Source organism: Ornithinimicrobium sediminis (genome assembly GCF_021272345.1).
GTDB lineage: Bacteria > Actinomycetota > Actinomycetes > Actinomycetales > Dermatophilaceae > Ornithinicoccus > Ornithinicoccus sediminis_B.
Map to the genome: position 1 here is coordinate 77,368 of NZ_JAJSDQ010000005.1, position 16,714 is coordinate 94,081.

Consider the following 16,714-nt stretch of genomic DNA (forward strand, 5'->3'; position numbering starts at 1 on the left):
GGTGTCCGGCCCCCGCCGGGTCGAGGTCGCCCCGGAGCGTCTGCCCGGCTGGGTCGACGGCTTCGCGGAGCGACACGGCGCGCTGACCTGGGCCCGGGACGAGACGGCATACGTCCTCACGGCCGACGACGGCAGCACCGCGCGGCTGAGCGGCTGGCACCCCCCCACGACGACGCCGCCACCCGACCTCCCGGGGTGGGCGGCGGCGCCGTCGTCCCTGGGGCTGGTGCTGGTCCGCAGGGGAGGGTATGCCGTGGGGCGGGCCGCAGGGGAGCGGCTCGTCGCGCACCACTGCGGCACCCGCTACGTGCAGTCGCGCACCGCGGCCGGTGGGTGGTCGCAGCACCGCTTCGCCCGCCGGCGGGGCAACCAGGCCGACGCGCTGGTCGGGTCGGTGACCGAGCGTGTCCGCACCCTCCTGCTCGGCAGGGACCTCGACGGCCTCGTGGTGGGGGGCGACCGCATGCTGGTGGCCCAGGTGCTGCAGGACCCGCGGCTGCACCCGCTCACCGTCCTGCCCCGGCGGGACCTGCCCGACATCACGGACCCACGCCTGGTGGTGCTGGAGAAGGCGGTCGGTCGCGGTCGAGCCGTCCGGGTCAGCCTGACCGACCCTGCCTGAGCACCTCGTCATCCTCGAGGCCTGCCGGCGGAGCGTACCCGTGCGTGCCCAGCCCGGTCAGCAGGGCGGCACCCGTGCCCACGGCACCTGCCGTGAAGAGGGACAGCAGACCGACCAGGGGCAGCATCCCCAGGAGCGCGAGCACGAGGACCAGCCCCGCGGTGCCGACAGCCGCCTGCTCCGAGGCACGCAGCCGGGGCGCTCGACGGTGCAGCAGCCGCTGCCCGACGGCCTGGCCGACGCACACCAGCCCGTAGGCCGTGAGCCCGGCGAGCGGCAGCAGGAGCACGACCGCCAGGGGCAGCAGCACGAGGGTGAACGCCATCGAGACCAGCAGCGCGGGTGCGGTGAGCAGCACGAGGGTCCCCAGCGCCCCGCTCACGACCGGGTAGCCCTCCGCCGCCCGAGCCACCCGACGCACCGGCCGGGTGGCCACCCGGGTCAGGCCCCAGGCGAAGGCCCCCGCGACCAGCGCCCCGACGAGTGCCGCCACCAGCTGCTGGGTGAGGGTGGGACCGGACGCCGGCTCGCCCCAGACCTGCGCCGCGTCGGCGGCGGTGACCACGCGACCCTGCACCCGGGCGAGCGGGTCGACGTCGAGCGAGCCGTCGACCTGCAGCACGTCCCCGGTCACGACGGCCCCCGCCGCCAGGGACACCTCGCCACCCAGGGCGACGACGTCCCCGGACACCTGTCCCTGCACGACCATCCGCCCCGCCAGGGTCAGCACGTCCCCGCGGTGCTCCGCGCCCTCGCTCACGGTCAGCGAGCCACCGGCGAGGACCAGCGGACCCACCGTGGTCTGGCCGTCCTCGACGACGTGGGCGTGCTGGGTGACCAGGGTGAGCGAGTAGCGCCCGGTGTCGGCGGGCGTCCCGGTGGCGGCGCATCCGGCGGTGACCACCAGCAGCACCATCACCAGGAGCACCCTGAGCGTCCTCATGCGGTGTCCTGCCGGGAGGCCACCAGCAGCACCGCGCTGACCAGGAAGAGGGTCAGGCTGATCGCGGCGACGGCACGCATGTGGTCGGTGAACGGCATGCCGCCGCTGCGCCATGCCAGGGACAGCGACGTGGACAGGAACGAGGCCAGCCACCCCGACACCCCCACGCCCACCGCGGTGACGAGGGCGATGGTGCGCGGTGTCGAGAAGTCGGCCCACAGGGTGAACGAGAGCACCGTGTAGATGCTCACCGCCATGGCGTAGAGCAGGGGGGCGGCCAGCGAGGCGGGCACCTCCGGAGCGACCATGGCGTGCAGCACGTACTGGAGCTGGGCGAGCGCGAAGAGCACGAACACCCAGCCGAACAGCGCACGCTGCCGCAGGGCTGGGTAGAGGATCCCCGCCAGCGCCGCGGCCAGCACGTGCGCCCCGCCGATCAGCCAGGTCGGCGCGGGGTCGGAGGAGTGCCACGCGGTGACCATGTAGGTCGGGGTGTCGACAAGGCGGAGGAAGCCGAGGCTGTCGATGAAGTAGATGCCGAACATCAGCAGCAGGGCCACCACGAACCCACGACCCGGCCACCGGGCCGTGTCGTGCGCGACAGTGAAACGTCCCCGACCGAAGCGGGGGGACTCGTGCTGTCGCGCCAGCGCCTGGGTGAGCGCCGAGGGCGCGAAGGCCAGCGCTGCCAGGGCGGTCGCGCCCGCGGCCATCGGCCAGAGCAGCTGCTCGGTGAAGCGCTCGATCTGCCAGTCGGTGGTGAGCACGGCAGCAGGAAGAAACGCCGCCGAGGTGATGACGGCGGCGACCCAGCCTCGGTCACGGGTGGCGACGAGGTCGCAGGTGAGCCCGAACATCGCCGGCACGCCCACCCCGAGGGCCAGGGACGCGGTCAGGACCCAGAGGGCGAAGGCCCGCTCGCTGCCGACCGCCGGGGCAGCGGCGGTCAGCACGGTCTGCAGCACCACCACCAGGGACAGCAGCCGGAGCTTGGTGAGGAATCGTGCGCTGCCCCCGGTCCGGTGCAGCACCACCCCGGCGACGAGGGCGACGACCAGGGTGCCCCCGGCCAGCACCGCCAGGTGAGCAGCCACCCGGTCCGGTGACAGGCCCACCACCCGGGTGCCGAGGTCGACCAGGCCGAGCTGGACGAAGGTGAGGTTGTAGAAGTAGCCGCCCGCCACCAGGCCGACGAAGAGCACGTAGCCGAAAGCCGTGGTGCTCGGTCCGCGCCAGGTCGCGACGGTGCTCACTGCGAGAGGACCTCCTGGTGGACGCGAGCCATGAGGTCGGCGAAGCGTCCCGGCTCGTGGAAGTTCGGGTTGTGGCCGGACTGCTCGAAGACGACGTACTCGGCCACCGGGGCGTCGAGCCCGTCGACCCACTCCTGCGCCAGCACGTCCCGCCCGGGCGCCTCGTAGGCACCCGCCACCACGTAGACGGGGACGTCGAGCCGGGGGACGTCGCGGCGGAAGTCGACCCCCGCGAGCTGGGGGTAGAGCACGTCGTAGGTCTCCGCGATCGCGGCCATCCCGCGCAGCTGCTCCACCAGGGTGTACTCCGCGACGAAGAGGCTCGCCGGGTACTCCGAGGCGGCGTTGTAGTCCTCACCCCCGGGGAACGCGGACCAGGCGGGGTTGGACGCGATCGCGCCGGGGTAGTCCAGCGTGTCCTCGTACGGCGGCGGCCCCATCTCGCGCAGGGTCGCCGCGTGCCCCGCATCACCCCGCGCCTCGGCGTCGGCGACGCTCTGGGCATACATCAGCTCGTCCGTCTCGAACGGGTCGACCATCTGACCGGTGCCGACCACGGCGTGGAAGGACTCCGGTGAGCGCTGTGCCGCCAGCACGGCCAGGACGGTGCCCCACGAGCTGCCGACCAGGTAGACCCGCTCCTCGTCGAAGCGCTCCTGCAGGTATGCCGTCACCTCCAGGGTGTCCTGCACCATCCGGTCGACCGTGAGGGTGTCCCGGGGCTCCAGTGCGGACACGGACTTGCCGGTGCCGCGCTGGTCCCACGTGGCCACGACGAAGTCCTGCTCGAGGTCCTCACCGGACTGGCGCATGCGGCCGATGCCCGTGCCGCCCGGTCCTCCCTCGAGATAGAGCAGCACGGGGGCGTCGGTGCTGACCCCACGCAGCATCAGCCACTGCTCATGGCCGCCGATCTCGACGGGGACGAGCTCGGCGATGCTGCCGGGCACCTCCTCACCGGCAGCGTCCGTGACCGCCTCGGTCGAGGCCGGCCGGAGGAGCCCTCCGACCAGCGCCAGGACCGCCACGACACCGACCGCGAGCAGGACGCGACCGGGCCAGCCACCCCCTGCCCGGGCGGGCAGACGACCCGACCGGCGTGCGTACGCCAGGCCCAGCCCTACCCCCACCACCAGGGGCAGCAGCATCAGGACGGCGTCCACACCGCGCCCGGCCAGGAGCGTGAGCACGCCGTAGAGGTCACCCACGCGGGGGGCGTCCACCGTCGGGCCGTCCACCGGGGCACGGGCGACCTCGAAGACGACCATGAAGACCGCAGGGGTGAGGAGCAGTGCCCACCGGGACCGTGTCGACCAGCCGGCCACTGCCCCCACGAGGAGGCCGAGGGCGACGGTCGCGAGGGCCTGGGTCGTGGTCACCGGGCCCCGGGGCATCAGCCAGCCCACGACCAGAGCGGTGGGGACCACGACGGCGGCGGCCAGCGCCGGACCGGTCGCCCGCCACCGTCCCGGCGCAGCCGGGGACTCGCTCGTGGTGCGGGTGCTGGTCTCCTGGAGCATGTCCGTCGCCTTCCTCCGGCTCGGCGTGACGGGCGAGGGCTGTCACGACTCGGGGTGACGGGCCCCGCCACGACCCACTCCGAGCCTCCCGTCGGGAGGGGGGCGGTGCCAGAGGCGAAGGTCCTGCGCAAGGCGGACCTTCCGCGACAGATCCGGCGCCGTCCTTGCCGCACGCGGGGAGAAGGAGGAAACTGGTTCCCGCTACGTCAACAAGGTCGGACGGCGGGGGTCCCGACCGACCCGCTCGGCGCTTCGGCGCCAGATCCGGACGCGCGCGCATCGCGCCCGAACGCGACCTCGCCCCTCCGTGAGGGGGAGGTCACCCGTGACGTCGCTGCCTCGTGAGCAGCACGGGGAGGCGACACCTTCCGTTCCGGAGGAAGACCATGCGAGTCTCTCATCGGCGTGCCACCACGCCGCGTTCCACGACCCCACATCCCACCACGCCACGCTCGACGACTGTCCGCCGCGGACTCGTCGGAGCGGCGATCGTCGCTCTGATGGCGGCGCTCGGCTGGACCCCGATGGCTTTCGCCACCCACTACGAGGCCACCCTGGAAGGCAGCATCTTCCAGATCGACGACGACGCCAACCTCAGGGTCGACCCCAGCGAGGAGGCAACGCTCGACTGGGCCAACGTGACCCAGATCAACAAGGACGACGCGCCGACCGGGCGTGACGACGACTCCTACAGCGGCGGCACCAAGGAGGACACCGTCTGTCCCGGTCAGACGACCGGCAGCATCCCCAACAACAAGAGTGACCTGCTGTCGTTCGGCGTCTACGAGGAGGCAGGCGACCCCGGCTTCCTCCACCTCTACTGGAGCAGGGTCAACGAGCCGTCAGGGACGACCCTGATGGACTTCGAGTTCAACCAGTCCGAGGAGGACTGTGCGCAGGGGCCCAACAAGACGCGGACCGAGGGCGACCTGCTCCTGGAGTACGCGATCGACCAGGGCGGCGCCCGCGCGGAGATCTACCTGCGCGAGTGGACCGGAAGCGACTGGGGCCCGGCCCGCAACATCGCGGACCCCGACCCCGTGACCGGTGAGGTCTACGCCACCGGCACCATCAACCAGTCCACCATCCCGGAGGGTGAGAGCGACGGCCTGGGCGAGATGTCACCACGCACCTTCGGTGAGGCCTCCATCGACCTGGACGTCATCTTCGACGAGGGCAGCTGCTCGTCCTTCGGCTCCGCCATGCTCAAGAGCCGGGCATCGGACTCCTTCACGTCCCAGCTCAAGGACTTCGTCGCGCCTGTCGGCATCACCCTGACGAACTGCGGCCAGGTGAAGATCACCAAGGAGACCGCCCCCGCAGGCGACGGGCCGGACTTCTCGTTCTCCAAGACCTTCGACACCGACCCGTCGAGCACGAACCGGGACGACTTCTCGCTCGGTGACGGTGAGACGGAGACGTTCTTGGGGGTGCTCTTCGGCACCGGGTACACCGTCACCGAGAACGAGCTGCCCGCAGGATGGTCCTTCGACCGCATCGACTGCGACGCCAGCAGCGCGGGCGTGAGCTATGCGATCGCGGACAGGACGGTGACCTTCGACATCCTCGACGAGGACGACGTGCTGGACTGCACGTTCTACAACGAGGCGCTGGCCGACCTGACGATCGTCAAACAGGTCACCGACGACCCGGGTGGGCAGACGTTCGGCTTCACCAGCACCTCGCTGGCACCGGCCGCCTTCGACCTGACCCCGACGGCGACAGGAGAGGCAGGTGAGGACAGCCGCGAGTTCTCCGGTATCGCCACGGGCACCTACGACGTGGACGAGACAGTGCCGGCCGGCTGGAACCTCACCAGCGCCACCTGTGACAACGGTGACGAGCCCGACGCCGTCACCGTGGGTGCCGGGGACGCGGTCACCTGCACGTTCGTCAACGCCAGGGAGCGAGGTGCCATCGAGATCACCAAGACCCGCAAGCACGCCGCTGCCGAGGGCGGTGAGGATGCCCATGCCGGGGTGGACTTCGCCGTCACCAGTGACGACTACCCGGAGGTGGACCTCACGGTGACCACGGGGGCCGACGGGACGGCCTGTGTGCCCGACCTGCTGTTCGGCGACTACACCGTGACCGAGACGGTGCCGAACGGCTACGTCAGCGAGGACGCCGAACAGGACGTGGCCGTGGTCGCCGAAGCCGGCTGCGGCGAAGACATCGCCGCCGCCGCGGACGTCTCCTTCGTCAACACGCCCTTGACGGACGTCACCGTCACGGTCGACAGCCAGGTCGACGGTGGCACGGCTTCCACGATCTCGTGCGTGGACGGGGAGGGCGCTCTCGTGGAGGAGGACCTGACCAACGCCCCTGGCGACGTGGAGCTGGCCATCGAGGACCTCGAGCCGACCGCACCGGCCGCCACGTTGGTCTGCACGATCGTGGTCGACCCCTGACCGCGCGCTGACGACCCGTCGTCACCCGAGCCGGAGGCCGGGACCGGATGCGCGCCGGCCCCGGCCTCCGTCATGCCCGCCGGGGAGGCCGCATGCGCTGCGCGGCAGCCGAGGTCAGCCCAGGTCGCTCGCCTCGAAGGTGTCGCACCGGTTGGGGTCGCCGCTCTCGTAGCCGGTCAGGAACCAGCGCTGGCGCTGCTCCGCGGAGCCGTGCGTCCACACGTCGGGGTTGATGCGACCCGAGGTCTGCGCCTGGATGCGGTCGTCACCGACCGCCTCGGCGGCACTCAGGGCCGACTCCACCTGCTCCTGGGTGACGGGCTCGAGCAGCGTCCGTCCCTCGGCGTCCTCGGTCTGGGAGGCATGGTGCACCCAGACGCCGGCGAAGCAGTCGGCCTGCAGCTCCACGCGCACGGCGCCGGACTCCGGGCCCTGCCTGTCCTGCTGCGAGGCGGACAGCGCCCCCGTGAGGTTCTGCACGTGGTGGCCGTACTCGTGCGCCACGACATACATCTGTGACAGCGAGCCACCGTCGCCGCCCAGCTGCTCCAGCTGGTCGAAGAAGCCGGTGTCGAGGTAGATCGTCGAGTCGACGGGGCAGTAGAAGGGGCCGACGCTGCTGTCGGCCGCGCCACAGCCGGTGTCGACGGAGCCCGAGAAGATGATGGTCTGGGCGGGCTGGTAGGCGGAGTAGACGCTCTCCCAGTAGTCCTGGACCGAGATCACGGTCCCGACGATGCGGCAGTCGATGTGCTCGTTGGCGTCCGCCCCGGTCTGGCAGTGCGGGAAGTCGTCCTGGGACGCGCTGCCCTCGCCGTCGGCGGCGCCCACGTACTGCGAGGAGTACTGCATCGGGCTGCTGCCGAGGACCTCACCCGGGGCCGAGCCCCCGGTGAGACCGCCACCCCCACCGAAGATCATGAACAGGACGAGCAGCAGCAGGCCGCCGATCCCCCCGCCGGCGGCGACGGTGCCACCGCCGGGACGCCGCCCGCCGCCACCCCGGCGGACCTGGTCGGTCTTCAGGCTGGCGTTCTCGCGGAACGTCATCGGGTCCTCCACGGCGCGGGGAGCAGGGATGTCATCCAGCACACGATACGCCCGCGTAGACTGGGACGTCGCCGTCCGGCCCCCCGGAGTCCCCGTCCCCGCCCCAGGAGTGAAACCCCCGTGATCGTTGCCTCCGGCGTCGAGCTGCGCGCGGGGTCCCAGCTGCTGCTGGAGGACGTGTCCTTCCGGGTGGCACCCGGTGACCGCGTCGGGCTGGTCGGTCGCAACGGGGCGGGCAAGACGACGCTGACCAAGGCGCTCGCGGGCGACAACCAGAGCGCCGCCGGCGCCATCAGCCGCAGCGGGCAGATCGGCTACCTGCCCCAGGACCCTCGCACCGGGGACCTCGAGATGCTCGGGCGCGACCGCATCCTGTCCGCCCGCGGTCTGGACACCGTCGTGCGCGACATGCGCACGGCCGAGGAGCAGATGAGCAGCACCGACGACGCGGTGCGAGACAAGGCGATGCGGCGCTACACACGCCTCGAGGGCGAGTTCGTCTCCGGCGGGGGGTATGCCGCGGAGTCCGAGGCGGCGTCCATCGCGAGCAGCCTGGGGCTGCCGGACCGCGTGCTGGAGCAGCCGCTGCTGACGCTGTCCGGCGGCCAGCGCCGCCGCATCGAGCTGGCCCGCATCCTCTTCTCCGGGGCCGACACCCTGCTGCTCGACGAGCCCACCAACCACCTGGACGCCGACTCCGTGGTGTGGCTGCGCGACTACCTCAAGGCCTACCACGGTGGGCTGCTCGTCATCTCCCACGACGTGGCGCTGGTGGAGACCGTGGTCAACCGGGTGTTCTACCTGGACGCCAACCGCCGCACGCTCGACGTCTACAACATGGGCTGGCGGCAGTACCTGCTGCAGCGGGAGAACGACGAGCGGCGCCGCCACCGGGAGCGGGCCAACGCGGAGAAGAAGGCGCAGACACTGCTCGCCCAGGCCGACAAGATGCGCGCCAAGGCGACCAAGGCCGTCGCTGCCCAGAACATGGCGCGCCGCGCCGAGCGCATGCTCTCGGGGCTGGAGGCCGAGCGGGCCCACGACAAGGTGGCCAAGCTGCGGTTCCCCCGGCCAGCGCCCTGCGGCCGGACTCCGCTGACGGCGGAGGGGCTGTCCCGGTCCTACGGCTCCCTGGAGATCTTCACCGACGTCGACCTCGCCGTGGACCGCGGCTCCAAGGTCGTCGTGCTGGGGCTCAACGGTGCGGGCAAGACCACGCTGCTCCGGCTGCTGGCGGGCATCGACCGTCCCGACACCGGGGAGGTCCGACCTGGTCACGGGCTCAAGCTGGGCTACTACGCACAGGAGCACGAGACCCTGGACGTCGACCGCTCGGTCCTGGAGAACATGAAGACCGCGGCTCCGGAGCTGGACGAGACCGAGACGCGCAAGGTGCTCGGCTCCTTCCTCTTCTCCGGTGACGCGGTCGACAAGCCGGCCGGGGTGCTCTCCGGGGGGGAGAAGACCCGGCTGGCGCTGGCCATGCTGGTCGTCTCGGCCGCCAACGTGCTGCTGCTCGACGAGCCCACCAACAACCTCGACCCGGCTTCGCGTGAGGAGATCCTGGGTGCCCTGCACTCCTACGAGGGGGCCGTCGTGCTGGTCTCGCACGACGAGGGTGCGGTCGAGGCGCTGGAGCCCGAGCGGGTCCTGCTGCTGCCCGACGGGGACGAGGACCTCTGGAACGCCGGCTACCAGGACCTCATCACCCTGGCCTGACCGGGGCACCCCGACCATGTCGTCCGGTCCCACCGTGTCCGTCCGGTGCCCGGTGCGGAATCCCGGACCCGGCGGCAGCGTTGTCCGGCCGAGAGATACGAGGTGATCGCATGACGATGCGGGGTATGGGGCACGGCGGGGGACCGGCGTACCGGCAGTTCAGCAAGGACCGCTCGGTCACCGAGCACACCCTGCGCGAGGACACCGCCCGACGGGTCTGGGGCTACGGGCGGCCGTTCCGGCGTGACATCGGGATCTTCCTGGCGCTCACCGTCCTGGGTGCGGGACTGGTCGCCGCCACCCCGCTGCTGCTGGGCCGCATCATCGACCGCGGCGTGATCCCGGGCGACCGTGACGTGGTGGTCTCGCTGGGGGTCGTCGTCGCCCTGGTCGCGGTCGTCGAGGCGCTCCTGATGGTGGTGACGCGCTGGTTCTCCTCCCGCATCGGCGAGGGGCTCATCCTGGACCTGCGCTCCCAGGTCTTCGGCCACGTCCTGCGTCAGCCCATCGCGTTCTTCACCCGGGCCCAGACCGGAGCCCTGGTCAACCGGCTGAACACCGACGTCATCGGGGCGCAGCAGGCGTTCACCTCGATCCTGTCCGGCGTGGTGAGCAACGTGGTCTCACTGGTGATCCTGCTCATCGCGCTGCTGTCGATGTCGTGGCAGATCACCGTGCTGGCGCTCGTGCTGCTGCCCGTCTTCCTGGTGCCCGCGAGCTTCATGGGCCGCAGGCTGTCGACCTTGACCCGCACCCAGATGAACCTCAACTCCGAGCTCGCCAGCCGCATGACCGAGCGGTTCAACGTCGCCGGAGCCCTGCTGGTGCGGCTCTTCGGCGACCCCCGCACGGAGTCGCGCGAGTACGACCACCGCGCCCGGGGGGTTCGTGACACGGGCGTGGCGATCTCGGTGAACCGGGTCGTGTTCACCGCCGGCCTGGGCCTGGTCGCGGCCCTGGCCACCGCGATCGTCTACGGCGTGGGTGGACTCATGGCCGTCGAGGGCAGCCTGAGCGTGGGCACCCTGGTGGCCATGGCGGCGCTGCTGGCGCGCATCTACGGCCCGCTCACGGCGCTGTCCAACGTGCGGGTGGACGTCATGACGGCGCTGGTCTCCTTCGAGCGCATCTTCGAGATCCTCGACCTGCGCCCGCTGGTCACCGAGGCCGAGGAGCCCGTGGACCTGCCCGAGGGACCCGTGGGCGTCACCTTCGAGGGCGTGGACTTCGCCTACCCCGCCGCCGACGAGGTGTCCATCGCCTCGCTGGAGCTGCGCCCCGGCGTGGAGCGGGTCGACGGCAGGCCCGTGCTCAGCGGCCTGGACATCGACATCCCCGCCGGCCGGATGGTCGCCCTGGTCGGGCCCAGCGGGGCCGGCAAGTCCACCCTGACCAGCCTGGTCTCGCGCCTCTACGACCCGTCCGCGGGCACGGTGCGCATCGGCGGTGTCGACCTGCGCGAGACCTCCTTCTCGTCACTGCGCCGCACGGTCGGCGTGGTGACCCAGGAGGCGCACATGTTCAACGACACGATCCGGGCCAACCTCGCGTATGCCGCGCCCGGGGCCGACGAGGACCAGATGCGGGAGGCCCTGCGCGGGGCCCGCATCTGGGACCTGGTCGCGAACCTGCCGGACGGGCTGGACACCGTGGTCGGTGACCGAGGACACCGGCTCTCCGGAGGTGAGAAGCAGCGCCTGGCCATCGCCCGCCTGCTCCTGAAGTCACCGTCCGTCGTGGTGCTGGACGAGGCCACTGCGCACCTGGACAGCGAGTCGGAGGTGGCCGTCCAGCGAGCCCTCGACGAGGCCCTGGCCGGACGGACCTCTCTGGTGATCGCGCATCGGCTCTCGACGGTGCGTGACGCGGACCTCATCCTGGTGCTGGCCGGCGGCAGGGTGGTGCAGCAGGGCAGCCACGAGGAGCTGCTCGCCGAGGGCGGGCTGTACCGCGTGCTCTACGAGACGCAGTTCGCCACCGACACCACGACCCACGACCCGCTGCACCGCTGAGGAGAGGCAGCCGCGGGGTGCCTACTCGTCCTCCTCGTCCCAGATGCGCGTCCGCTTCGTGCGGCCGGGACGCACGGTCTCCAGGCCCATGGCCTCCCGGTGCTCCCGGCGGGCCATGACCAGCACCAGGACGAGTCCCAGCGGGGCCGTGAGCCACCACTGCAGGGCGTAGGCCAGGTGGGAGCCCAGCCCCGTGTCGGGCGGGTCGGCGGGGGCGGGCCGGTCGGGCGTGGCGCCGCTCGGCACGGTCTCCGACTCCAGCACGAGGTAGGCGTCGTACAGCTCCAGGCCGCTGCGCGCGCCTGCCTCGTCCAGGTTGATCGAGGACAGCTGGCCGGGGATCGGGTCCCGGTCCAGGTCGGCCTCGCCGGTGCGCAGCCACCCGCTGACGCTGACCTCACCCGTCGGCGCCGGGGGCACCTCCGGCAGGGTCGCCGCGTCCCGCGCGTTCGGCACCCAGCCACGGTTGACCAGGAGCGCACCCGGCCCGCTGTCGAGCACCAGGGGCACGAGCACCTCGTAGCCGTAGACACCCCGGTAGGGCCGGTTGCGCACGAGGAGCTGGTCCTGCACGGCATACCGTCCCGTGGCCTCCACCGTGGTCCACCGGTCCTGCTCGGCCAGGGGCGCGTCGGGCGTGGGCAGCACCGCGCCCACCGGCACCGCGGGGGCGCCGTAGTTGCTCTCGACCACCTCCCGGTTGTCCACCCGGTCCTGGTGCCGCGACCACTGCCAGTTGCCGAGGAGCACCGCCACGACGGCGAAGACGGTCGCCAGCAGCAGGGCCAGCAGGCGGCCCGGGGTGGTGAGTGTGCGGATCACCGGCGGTCAGCCGTCGTCGGGGCCGAGAGCGTCGACCGGGACCACCTCGAGGAGGAATCCCCGCAGGTCGACGAAGGTGCTCAGGTGCTCGCGGTGCTCCTCGCAGGCGGGCCACACCTTGCGCCGCCCCGCCGCGTGCAGCCGCGGGTTGCGCCACACCACGGCATACGTGGCCGTGGCCCGACACCTTTTCGCGCTGCAGACCAGGTCAGGTGCTGCGCTCACGTCTGGTGCGGACCGACGTCGAGCCGCCGGACGGGGGAGACGGGGGCGGGCTGGTCGCGCCGGTGGTCGACGTTGTTGGCCAGCATCACCGCGAACGACGGGATGAAGATCGCGGCCGTGGCCAGCAGCGAGCCGACCACGATACGGCCGTCGAGCAGGGCCAGCACCGCGAGCGGGAAGGAGACGATGCGGATCGTCATGGCGATCAGGTAGGTCCGCATCCGGCTGCCACGGTCCTCCTGCCGCGACCGCCGTGCCGACGTCACGGCTTGCGGTCGTCGGGTGGTAGGCATACCTCCATGGTACGGCTACGGTATCCGGGTGACTCAGCCGCATAGCCAGGAGACATCGCCCGCCCCGCAGGCCGTCCTCGTGACCGGAGGCAACCGCGGGATCGGTCTCGCCATCGCCCGCGCGTTCGCTGCGGCCGGTGACGACGTCGTGGTGACCCACCGCAGCGGGCAGCCTCCGGAGGGCCTGCGCGGGGTGCGCTGTGAGGTCACCGACTCCGCGAGCGTCGACGCGGCCTTCACGGAGGCCGAGGAGATCCTCGGCAGGTCGGTGGAGGTGCTGGTCGCCAACGCCGGCATCACCCGGGACACGCTGCTCATGCGGATGAGCGACGAGGACTTCGAGGACGTCGTGGACACCAACCTCACCGGTGCCTTCCGCTGCACCCGCCGTGCGGTGAAGGGGATGATCCGGGCGCGGCGTGGCCGCATCGTGCTGGTCAGCTCGGTGGTGGGGCTGTACGGCTCGCCGGGCCAGACCAACTACGCCGCCTCCAAGGCGGGCCTCGTGGGGCTGGCCCGGTCCATCACCCGCGAGCTGGGGGCACGCGGCATCACTGCCAACGTGGTGGCGCCGGGCTTCATCGAGACCGAGATGACGGCCGAGCTGCCCCAGGACCGTCGCGACACCTACCTCTCCACGATCCCGGCCGGCCGGTTCGCCGCCCCCGAGGAGGTCGCCGAGGTGGTGCGCTTCCTCGCAGGACCTTCGGCGGCCTACATCTCCGGCGCCGTCATCCCCGTGGATGGCGGCCTCGGAATGGGACACTGACAGCCCACCACGAGCCGACGAGGGACGACAGATGCTGCTGCAGGACAAGAAACTGCTGATCACCGGGGTCCTGACCGACTCCTCCATCGCCTTCCACGTGGCCCGCCTGGCCCAGGAGCAGGGCGCTGAGGTGGTGCTCACCTCGTTCGGGCGCACCACGCGCATCACCCAGGCGATCGCCCGGCGGCTGCCGCAGCCGGCGCCCGTCGTCGAGCTTGACGTCAGCAACGACGAGCACCTGGCCACCCTCGCCGATCGGGTGAGCGAGCACGTCGACCGGCTCGACGGGGTGCTGCACTCCATCGGGTTCGCACCGCGGGGCGCCTTCAACTTCATGGAGGCGGAGTGGGAGGACGTCGCGACAGCCGTGCACGTGTCCGCCTACTCGCTCAAGGCCCTGGCCAAGGCGTCACTGCCGCTGATGGGCACGGGAGGCAGCGTCGTCGGTCTCACGCTGGACGCGCAGTACGCCTGGCCGGTCTACGACTGGATGGGTGTCGCCAAGGCTGCCTTCGAGTCGACCAACCGCTACCTGGCACGTGACCTGGGCGCCATGGGCATCCGCAGCAACCTCGTCTCGGCCGGACCCATCTCTACCACCGCCGCCAAGTCGATCCCGCAGTTCGACCAGTTCGCGACCTGGGGCGAGCACGCACCGCTGGGCTGGGACGTCAAGGACCCGGTGCCTGCTGCGAAGGCCTGTGCCGCGCTGCTGTCCGACTGGTTCCCGGCCACCACCGGTGAGATCGTCCACGTCGACGGCGGCTTCCACGCGACAGGGTTCTGATCGATGAGCTCCGCCGAGTCCGTCGACCGCGACGGTGCCGGCGACCCTGTGGTCGTGCGCGAGGTGCGCATCCTGGAGGGTCCCAACCTCTACTTCCCGCGTCCGGCGGTCAAGGTCAGCCTGTCCCTGCCGGGGTACCAGGCAGCAGCACAGGCCCAGATGCGTCAGCTGGCGGAGGAGCTCGGGCTGCGCCGAGCCGCACCGGGCAAGCCGCACACCGAGCAGCGCCACCGTTTCCTCGTCAGGCTCGTCAGCGTCGTGCTGCGCCGGGTCGGCGCCAGGGCGGGCAGCCGTCTGGCGGTGCGCGGGCGCACGGTGGCCGACCTCGACGACGTCGTGGTGGCCTTCCCCTGGCGGAGCCGCGGCCGCGGGCAGGCACTGGGGGAGGCGCTCGGCGAGGTGCTGCGCGCCATGCTCACCGGCCAGGGAGGCGAGGAGGCGCTGGCCGGCGCCGCTGACCGGGTGGCCGCCGCCGAGCGGGGCGCCCCACCGGCGCAGCTGAGGCCGCGGATCCCGGTGGCCTCCATCACCGGCACCAACGGCAAGACGTCCACCACACGGCTGCTGGCGCACATGGGCATGACGGCGGGCCTGCGCACGGGCTGGAGCTCCACGGAAGGGGTCTTCGTCCAGGGGGAGCGGGTCGTCTCCGGCGACTACTCCGGACCCTCCGGCGGTCGGCACGTGCTGACAGCACCAGGGGTGCAGCTCGGCATCCTGGAGACGGCCCGCGGCGGCCTGCTGCTCAAGGGGATGGGCGTCGTGCACAACGACGTCAGCGTGGTCACCAACGTGACGGCCGACCACCTCGGACTGCACGGGGTCGACACCGTGGACCAGCTCGCCGAGGTCAAGAGCATCATTACCCGGGTGACCCGCAAGGAGGGCTGGGTCGTCCTCAACGGGGACGACCCACGGGTCCGCGCGATGGCCACCCAGGCCAGCGGGCGGATCTGGATGTTCAGCCTGCACCCCGACTCACCGGCGCTGCGCGAGGCCCTGGACTCGGGAGGCCGCGGCATCACCGTCCTGGACGGCGACATCGTCATCCTGCGACGGGACGCCGACCCTGAGCGGCTGGTCCGCGTCGTCGACGTCCCGATGACGCTCTCCGGTCTCAGTGAGCACAACATCGCCAACGCCCTGGCCGCCACGGCTGCCGCCCTGGGCCTCGGTCTGCCCCGTGAGCATGTCGTCGAGGGGCTGCGGACCTTCGCCCCCGACCTGCAGCACAACCCGGGCCGCATGAACGTCTGGACCGTGCCGCTCCCGGCAGGGGGCAAGGGCACGGTCATCGTCGACCTCGCGCACAACGAGGCCGGCCTGGACGCGCTGCTGACGGTCGCCGAGGGTCTGCGCCCGCCCGGCTCCCGCGTGCACCTCGGTCTCGGCGGTGTCGGTGACCGCACCGACGACATCCTGGTTGGGCTGGGCGAGATGGCCGGGCGCCGCGCCGACCGGGTCGAGATCACCCACAAGGGCCACTACCTGCGGGGGCGCACCCTCGAGGGCCTCGAGGCACAGTTCGTGCAGGGGCTGGCCAACGTCGGTGCCGTGGCCGCTGGTGTGTCGGCGACGGAGGTCGAGGGCCTGGCCGCGCTCGTGGAGCACATGGCCGAGGGCGACGTCGGCGCGCTCATGTGCCACGCCGAGCGCCCGGCCGTGGTGCAGTGGCTCGAGGAGCACGGCGCCACGGCCGACACCCCCCGGCAGATCCGCCGCAAGGTCATCGCTGCACGCGGGGAGCACGAGCTGGAGTCGGTGCTCGCAGCCGTGGCCGACCAGCGCGGCGCGGACAGGGTCAGCGCCGCCCGAGACCTGGTCGAGGCCCACCCCGGTGACCCCCGCCTCGTCTACGAGCTCGCCTCCGCGCTCGACGCCGACGGTGACGAGGAGTCCGCCGTCGTGCACTACCGGGCGGCGCTGGCCCAGGGCCTGCGGGAACCGCACCGCTTCCGGGCGCAGGTGCAGCTCGCCTCGAGCATGCGCACCCTGGGCCAGCGCGCCGAGGCGGCCGAGCTGCTCGCCGAGGTGGCCGCGAGCCGTCCTGACAGCGCCGCCGTGGCGGTGCTCCGCGCCCTGCTGGCCGCAGACGAGGGGCACGCCGAGGACGGGGTGGCGGGACTCGTCGACTTCGTCATGACGCATGCGACGGGGGCCGACGACGTGGGCTACCGCCCGGCGATGCTGGCCTACGCCCAGGCCCTGCGCGGCTGAGGCCGGTCTCCGGGCGGCTGCCTCAGCGCGACGGGGCCTGCGGCTCCGCGCCGGACGGCGGACGGCGGACG

At 72.0% G+C, this 16,714-nt stretch carries 14 protein-coding genes; 7 read left to right on the forward strand and 7 right to left on the reverse strand.

Annotation, left to right across the window (positions count from 1 at the left end):
• Position 1 precedes the first annotated feature (1 nt).
• Positions 2-622, forward strand: coding sequence for an acVLRF1 family peptidyl-tRNA hydrolase (locus LVO85_RS12315; RefSeq protein WP_232747783.1), 621 nt, complete (start codon positions 2-4; stop codon positions 620-622).
• Here LVO85_RS12315 and LVO85_RS12320 read toward each other — a convergent pair.
• Genes LVO85_RS12320 through LVO85_RS12330 form a run of 3 tightly spaced genes read right to left on the reverse strand, consistent with a single transcriptional unit; the run spans position 600 to position 4,338 of the window.
• Positions 600-1,565: a bactofilin family protein gene (locus LVO85_RS12320; protein WP_232747784.1), complete on the reverse strand. Its 966-nt coding sequence runs from the start codon at positions 1,563-1,565 to the stop codon at positions 600-602. The genes LVO85_RS12315 and LVO85_RS12320 overlap by 23 nt on opposite strands.
• The gene (locus LVO85_RS12325) at positions 1,562-2,818 is read right to left on the reverse strand and encodes a hypothetical protein (RefSeq protein WP_232747785.1); all 1,257 of its coding nucleotides are present in this window, start codon (positions 2,816-2,818) and stop codon (positions 1,562-1,564) included. The genes LVO85_RS12320 and LVO85_RS12325 overlap by 4 nt, the downstream gene beginning before the upstream one ends.
• On the reverse strand, positions 2,815-4,338 hold the full coding sequence (locus LVO85_RS12330; protein ID WP_232747786.1) for an alpha/beta fold hydrolase: 1,524 nt from the start codon (positions 4,336-4,338) through the stop codon (positions 2,815-2,817). Before LVO85_RS12330 ends, LVO85_RS12325 begins: the two co-directional genes overlap by 4 nt.
• 500 nt (positions 4,339-4,838) lie before the next feature.
• Here LVO85_RS12330 and LVO85_RS12335 point away from each other — a divergent pair, with 500 nt between their 5' ends.
• Positions 4,839-6,749 carry an MSCRAMM family protein gene (locus tag LVO85_RS12335; RefSeq protein ID WP_232747787.1) on the forward strand — a complete coding sequence of 637 codons (1,911 nt, stop codon included), beginning with the start codon at positions 4,839-4,841 and terminating at the stop codon, positions 6,747-6,749.
• Positions 6,750-6,863: 114 nt separating this feature from the next.
• Here the strand turns inward: LVO85_RS12335 and ypfJ are convergent, their stop codons facing one another.
• Positions 6,864-7,799, reverse strand: coding sequence for a KPN_02809 family neutral zinc metallopeptidase (gene ypfJ, locus LVO85_RS12340; protein ID WP_232747788.1), 936 nt, complete (start codon positions 7,797-7,799; stop codon positions 6,864-6,866).
• 120 nt (positions 7,800-7,919) lie between these two features.
• On the opposite strand from ypfJ, the gene abc-f reads away from it, so the two are divergent.
• Positions 7,920-9,518 carry a ribosomal protection-like ABC-F family protein gene (gene abc-f, locus LVO85_RS12345; protein WP_232747789.1) on the forward strand — a complete coding sequence of 533 codons (1,599 nt, stop codon included), beginning with the start codon at positions 7,920-7,922 and terminating at the stop codon, positions 9,516-9,518.
• A gap of 110 nt (positions 9,519-9,628) precedes the next feature.
• Positions 9,629-11,530, forward strand: coding sequence for an ABC transporter ATP-binding protein (locus LVO85_RS12350; RefSeq protein ID WP_232747790.1), 1,902 nt, complete (start codon positions 9,629-9,631; stop codon positions 11,528-11,530).
• Positions 11,531-11,551: 21 nt separating this feature from the next.
• Here the strand turns inward: LVO85_RS12350 and LVO85_RS12355 are convergent, their stop codons facing one another.
• Genes LVO85_RS12355 through LVO85_RS12365 form a run of 3 tightly spaced genes read right to left on the reverse strand, consistent with a single transcriptional unit; the run spans position 11,552 to position 12,870 of the window.
• Positions 11,552-12,352 (reverse strand): SURF1 family cytochrome oxidase biogenesis protein, encoded by an 801-nt coding sequence (locus LVO85_RS12355; RefSeq protein WP_232747791.1) that lies wholly within the window; start codon positions 12,350-12,352, stop codon positions 11,552-11,554.
• A 6-nt stretch (positions 12,353-12,358) separates the two neighbouring features.
• Positions 12,359-12,577, reverse strand: a complete 219-nt coding sequence (locus tag LVO85_RS12360) for a hypothetical protein (protein ID WP_232747792.1) — start codon at positions 12,575-12,577, stop codon at positions 12,359-12,361.
• A complete protein-coding gene (locus LVO85_RS12365; protein ID WP_269813422.1) occupies positions 12,574-12,870 on the reverse strand; it encodes a DUF3099 domain-containing protein in 297 nt (98 codons plus the stop codon). Before LVO85_RS12365 ends, LVO85_RS12360 begins: the two co-directional genes overlap by 4 nt.
• 28 nt (positions 12,871-12,898) lie before the next feature.
• Here LVO85_RS12365 and fabG point away from each other — a divergent pair, with 28 nt between their 5' ends.
• The 3 genes from fabG to LVO85_RS12380 are packed head-to-tail and all read left to right on the forward strand — an operon-like array spanning position 12,899 to position 16,643.
• Positions 12,899-13,639, forward strand: a complete 741-nt coding sequence (gene fabG / locus LVO85_RS12370) for a 3-oxoacyl-ACP reductase FabG (protein WP_232747794.1) — start codon at positions 12,899-12,901, stop codon at positions 13,637-13,639.
• 31 nt (positions 13,640-13,670) lie between these two features.
• A complete protein-coding gene (fabI, locus tag LVO85_RS12375; protein ID WP_232747795.1) occupies positions 13,671-14,426 on the forward strand; it encodes an enoyl-ACP reductase FabI in 756 nt (251 codons plus the stop codon).
• Positions 14,427-14,429: 3 nt separating this feature from the next.
• Positions 14,430-16,643 carry a tetratricopeptide repeat protein gene (locus LVO85_RS12380; RefSeq protein WP_232747796.1) on the forward strand — a complete coding sequence of 738 codons (2,214 nt, stop codon included), beginning with the start codon at positions 14,430-14,432 and terminating at the stop codon, positions 16,641-16,643.
• Positions 16,644-16,714 lie beyond the last annotated feature (71 nt).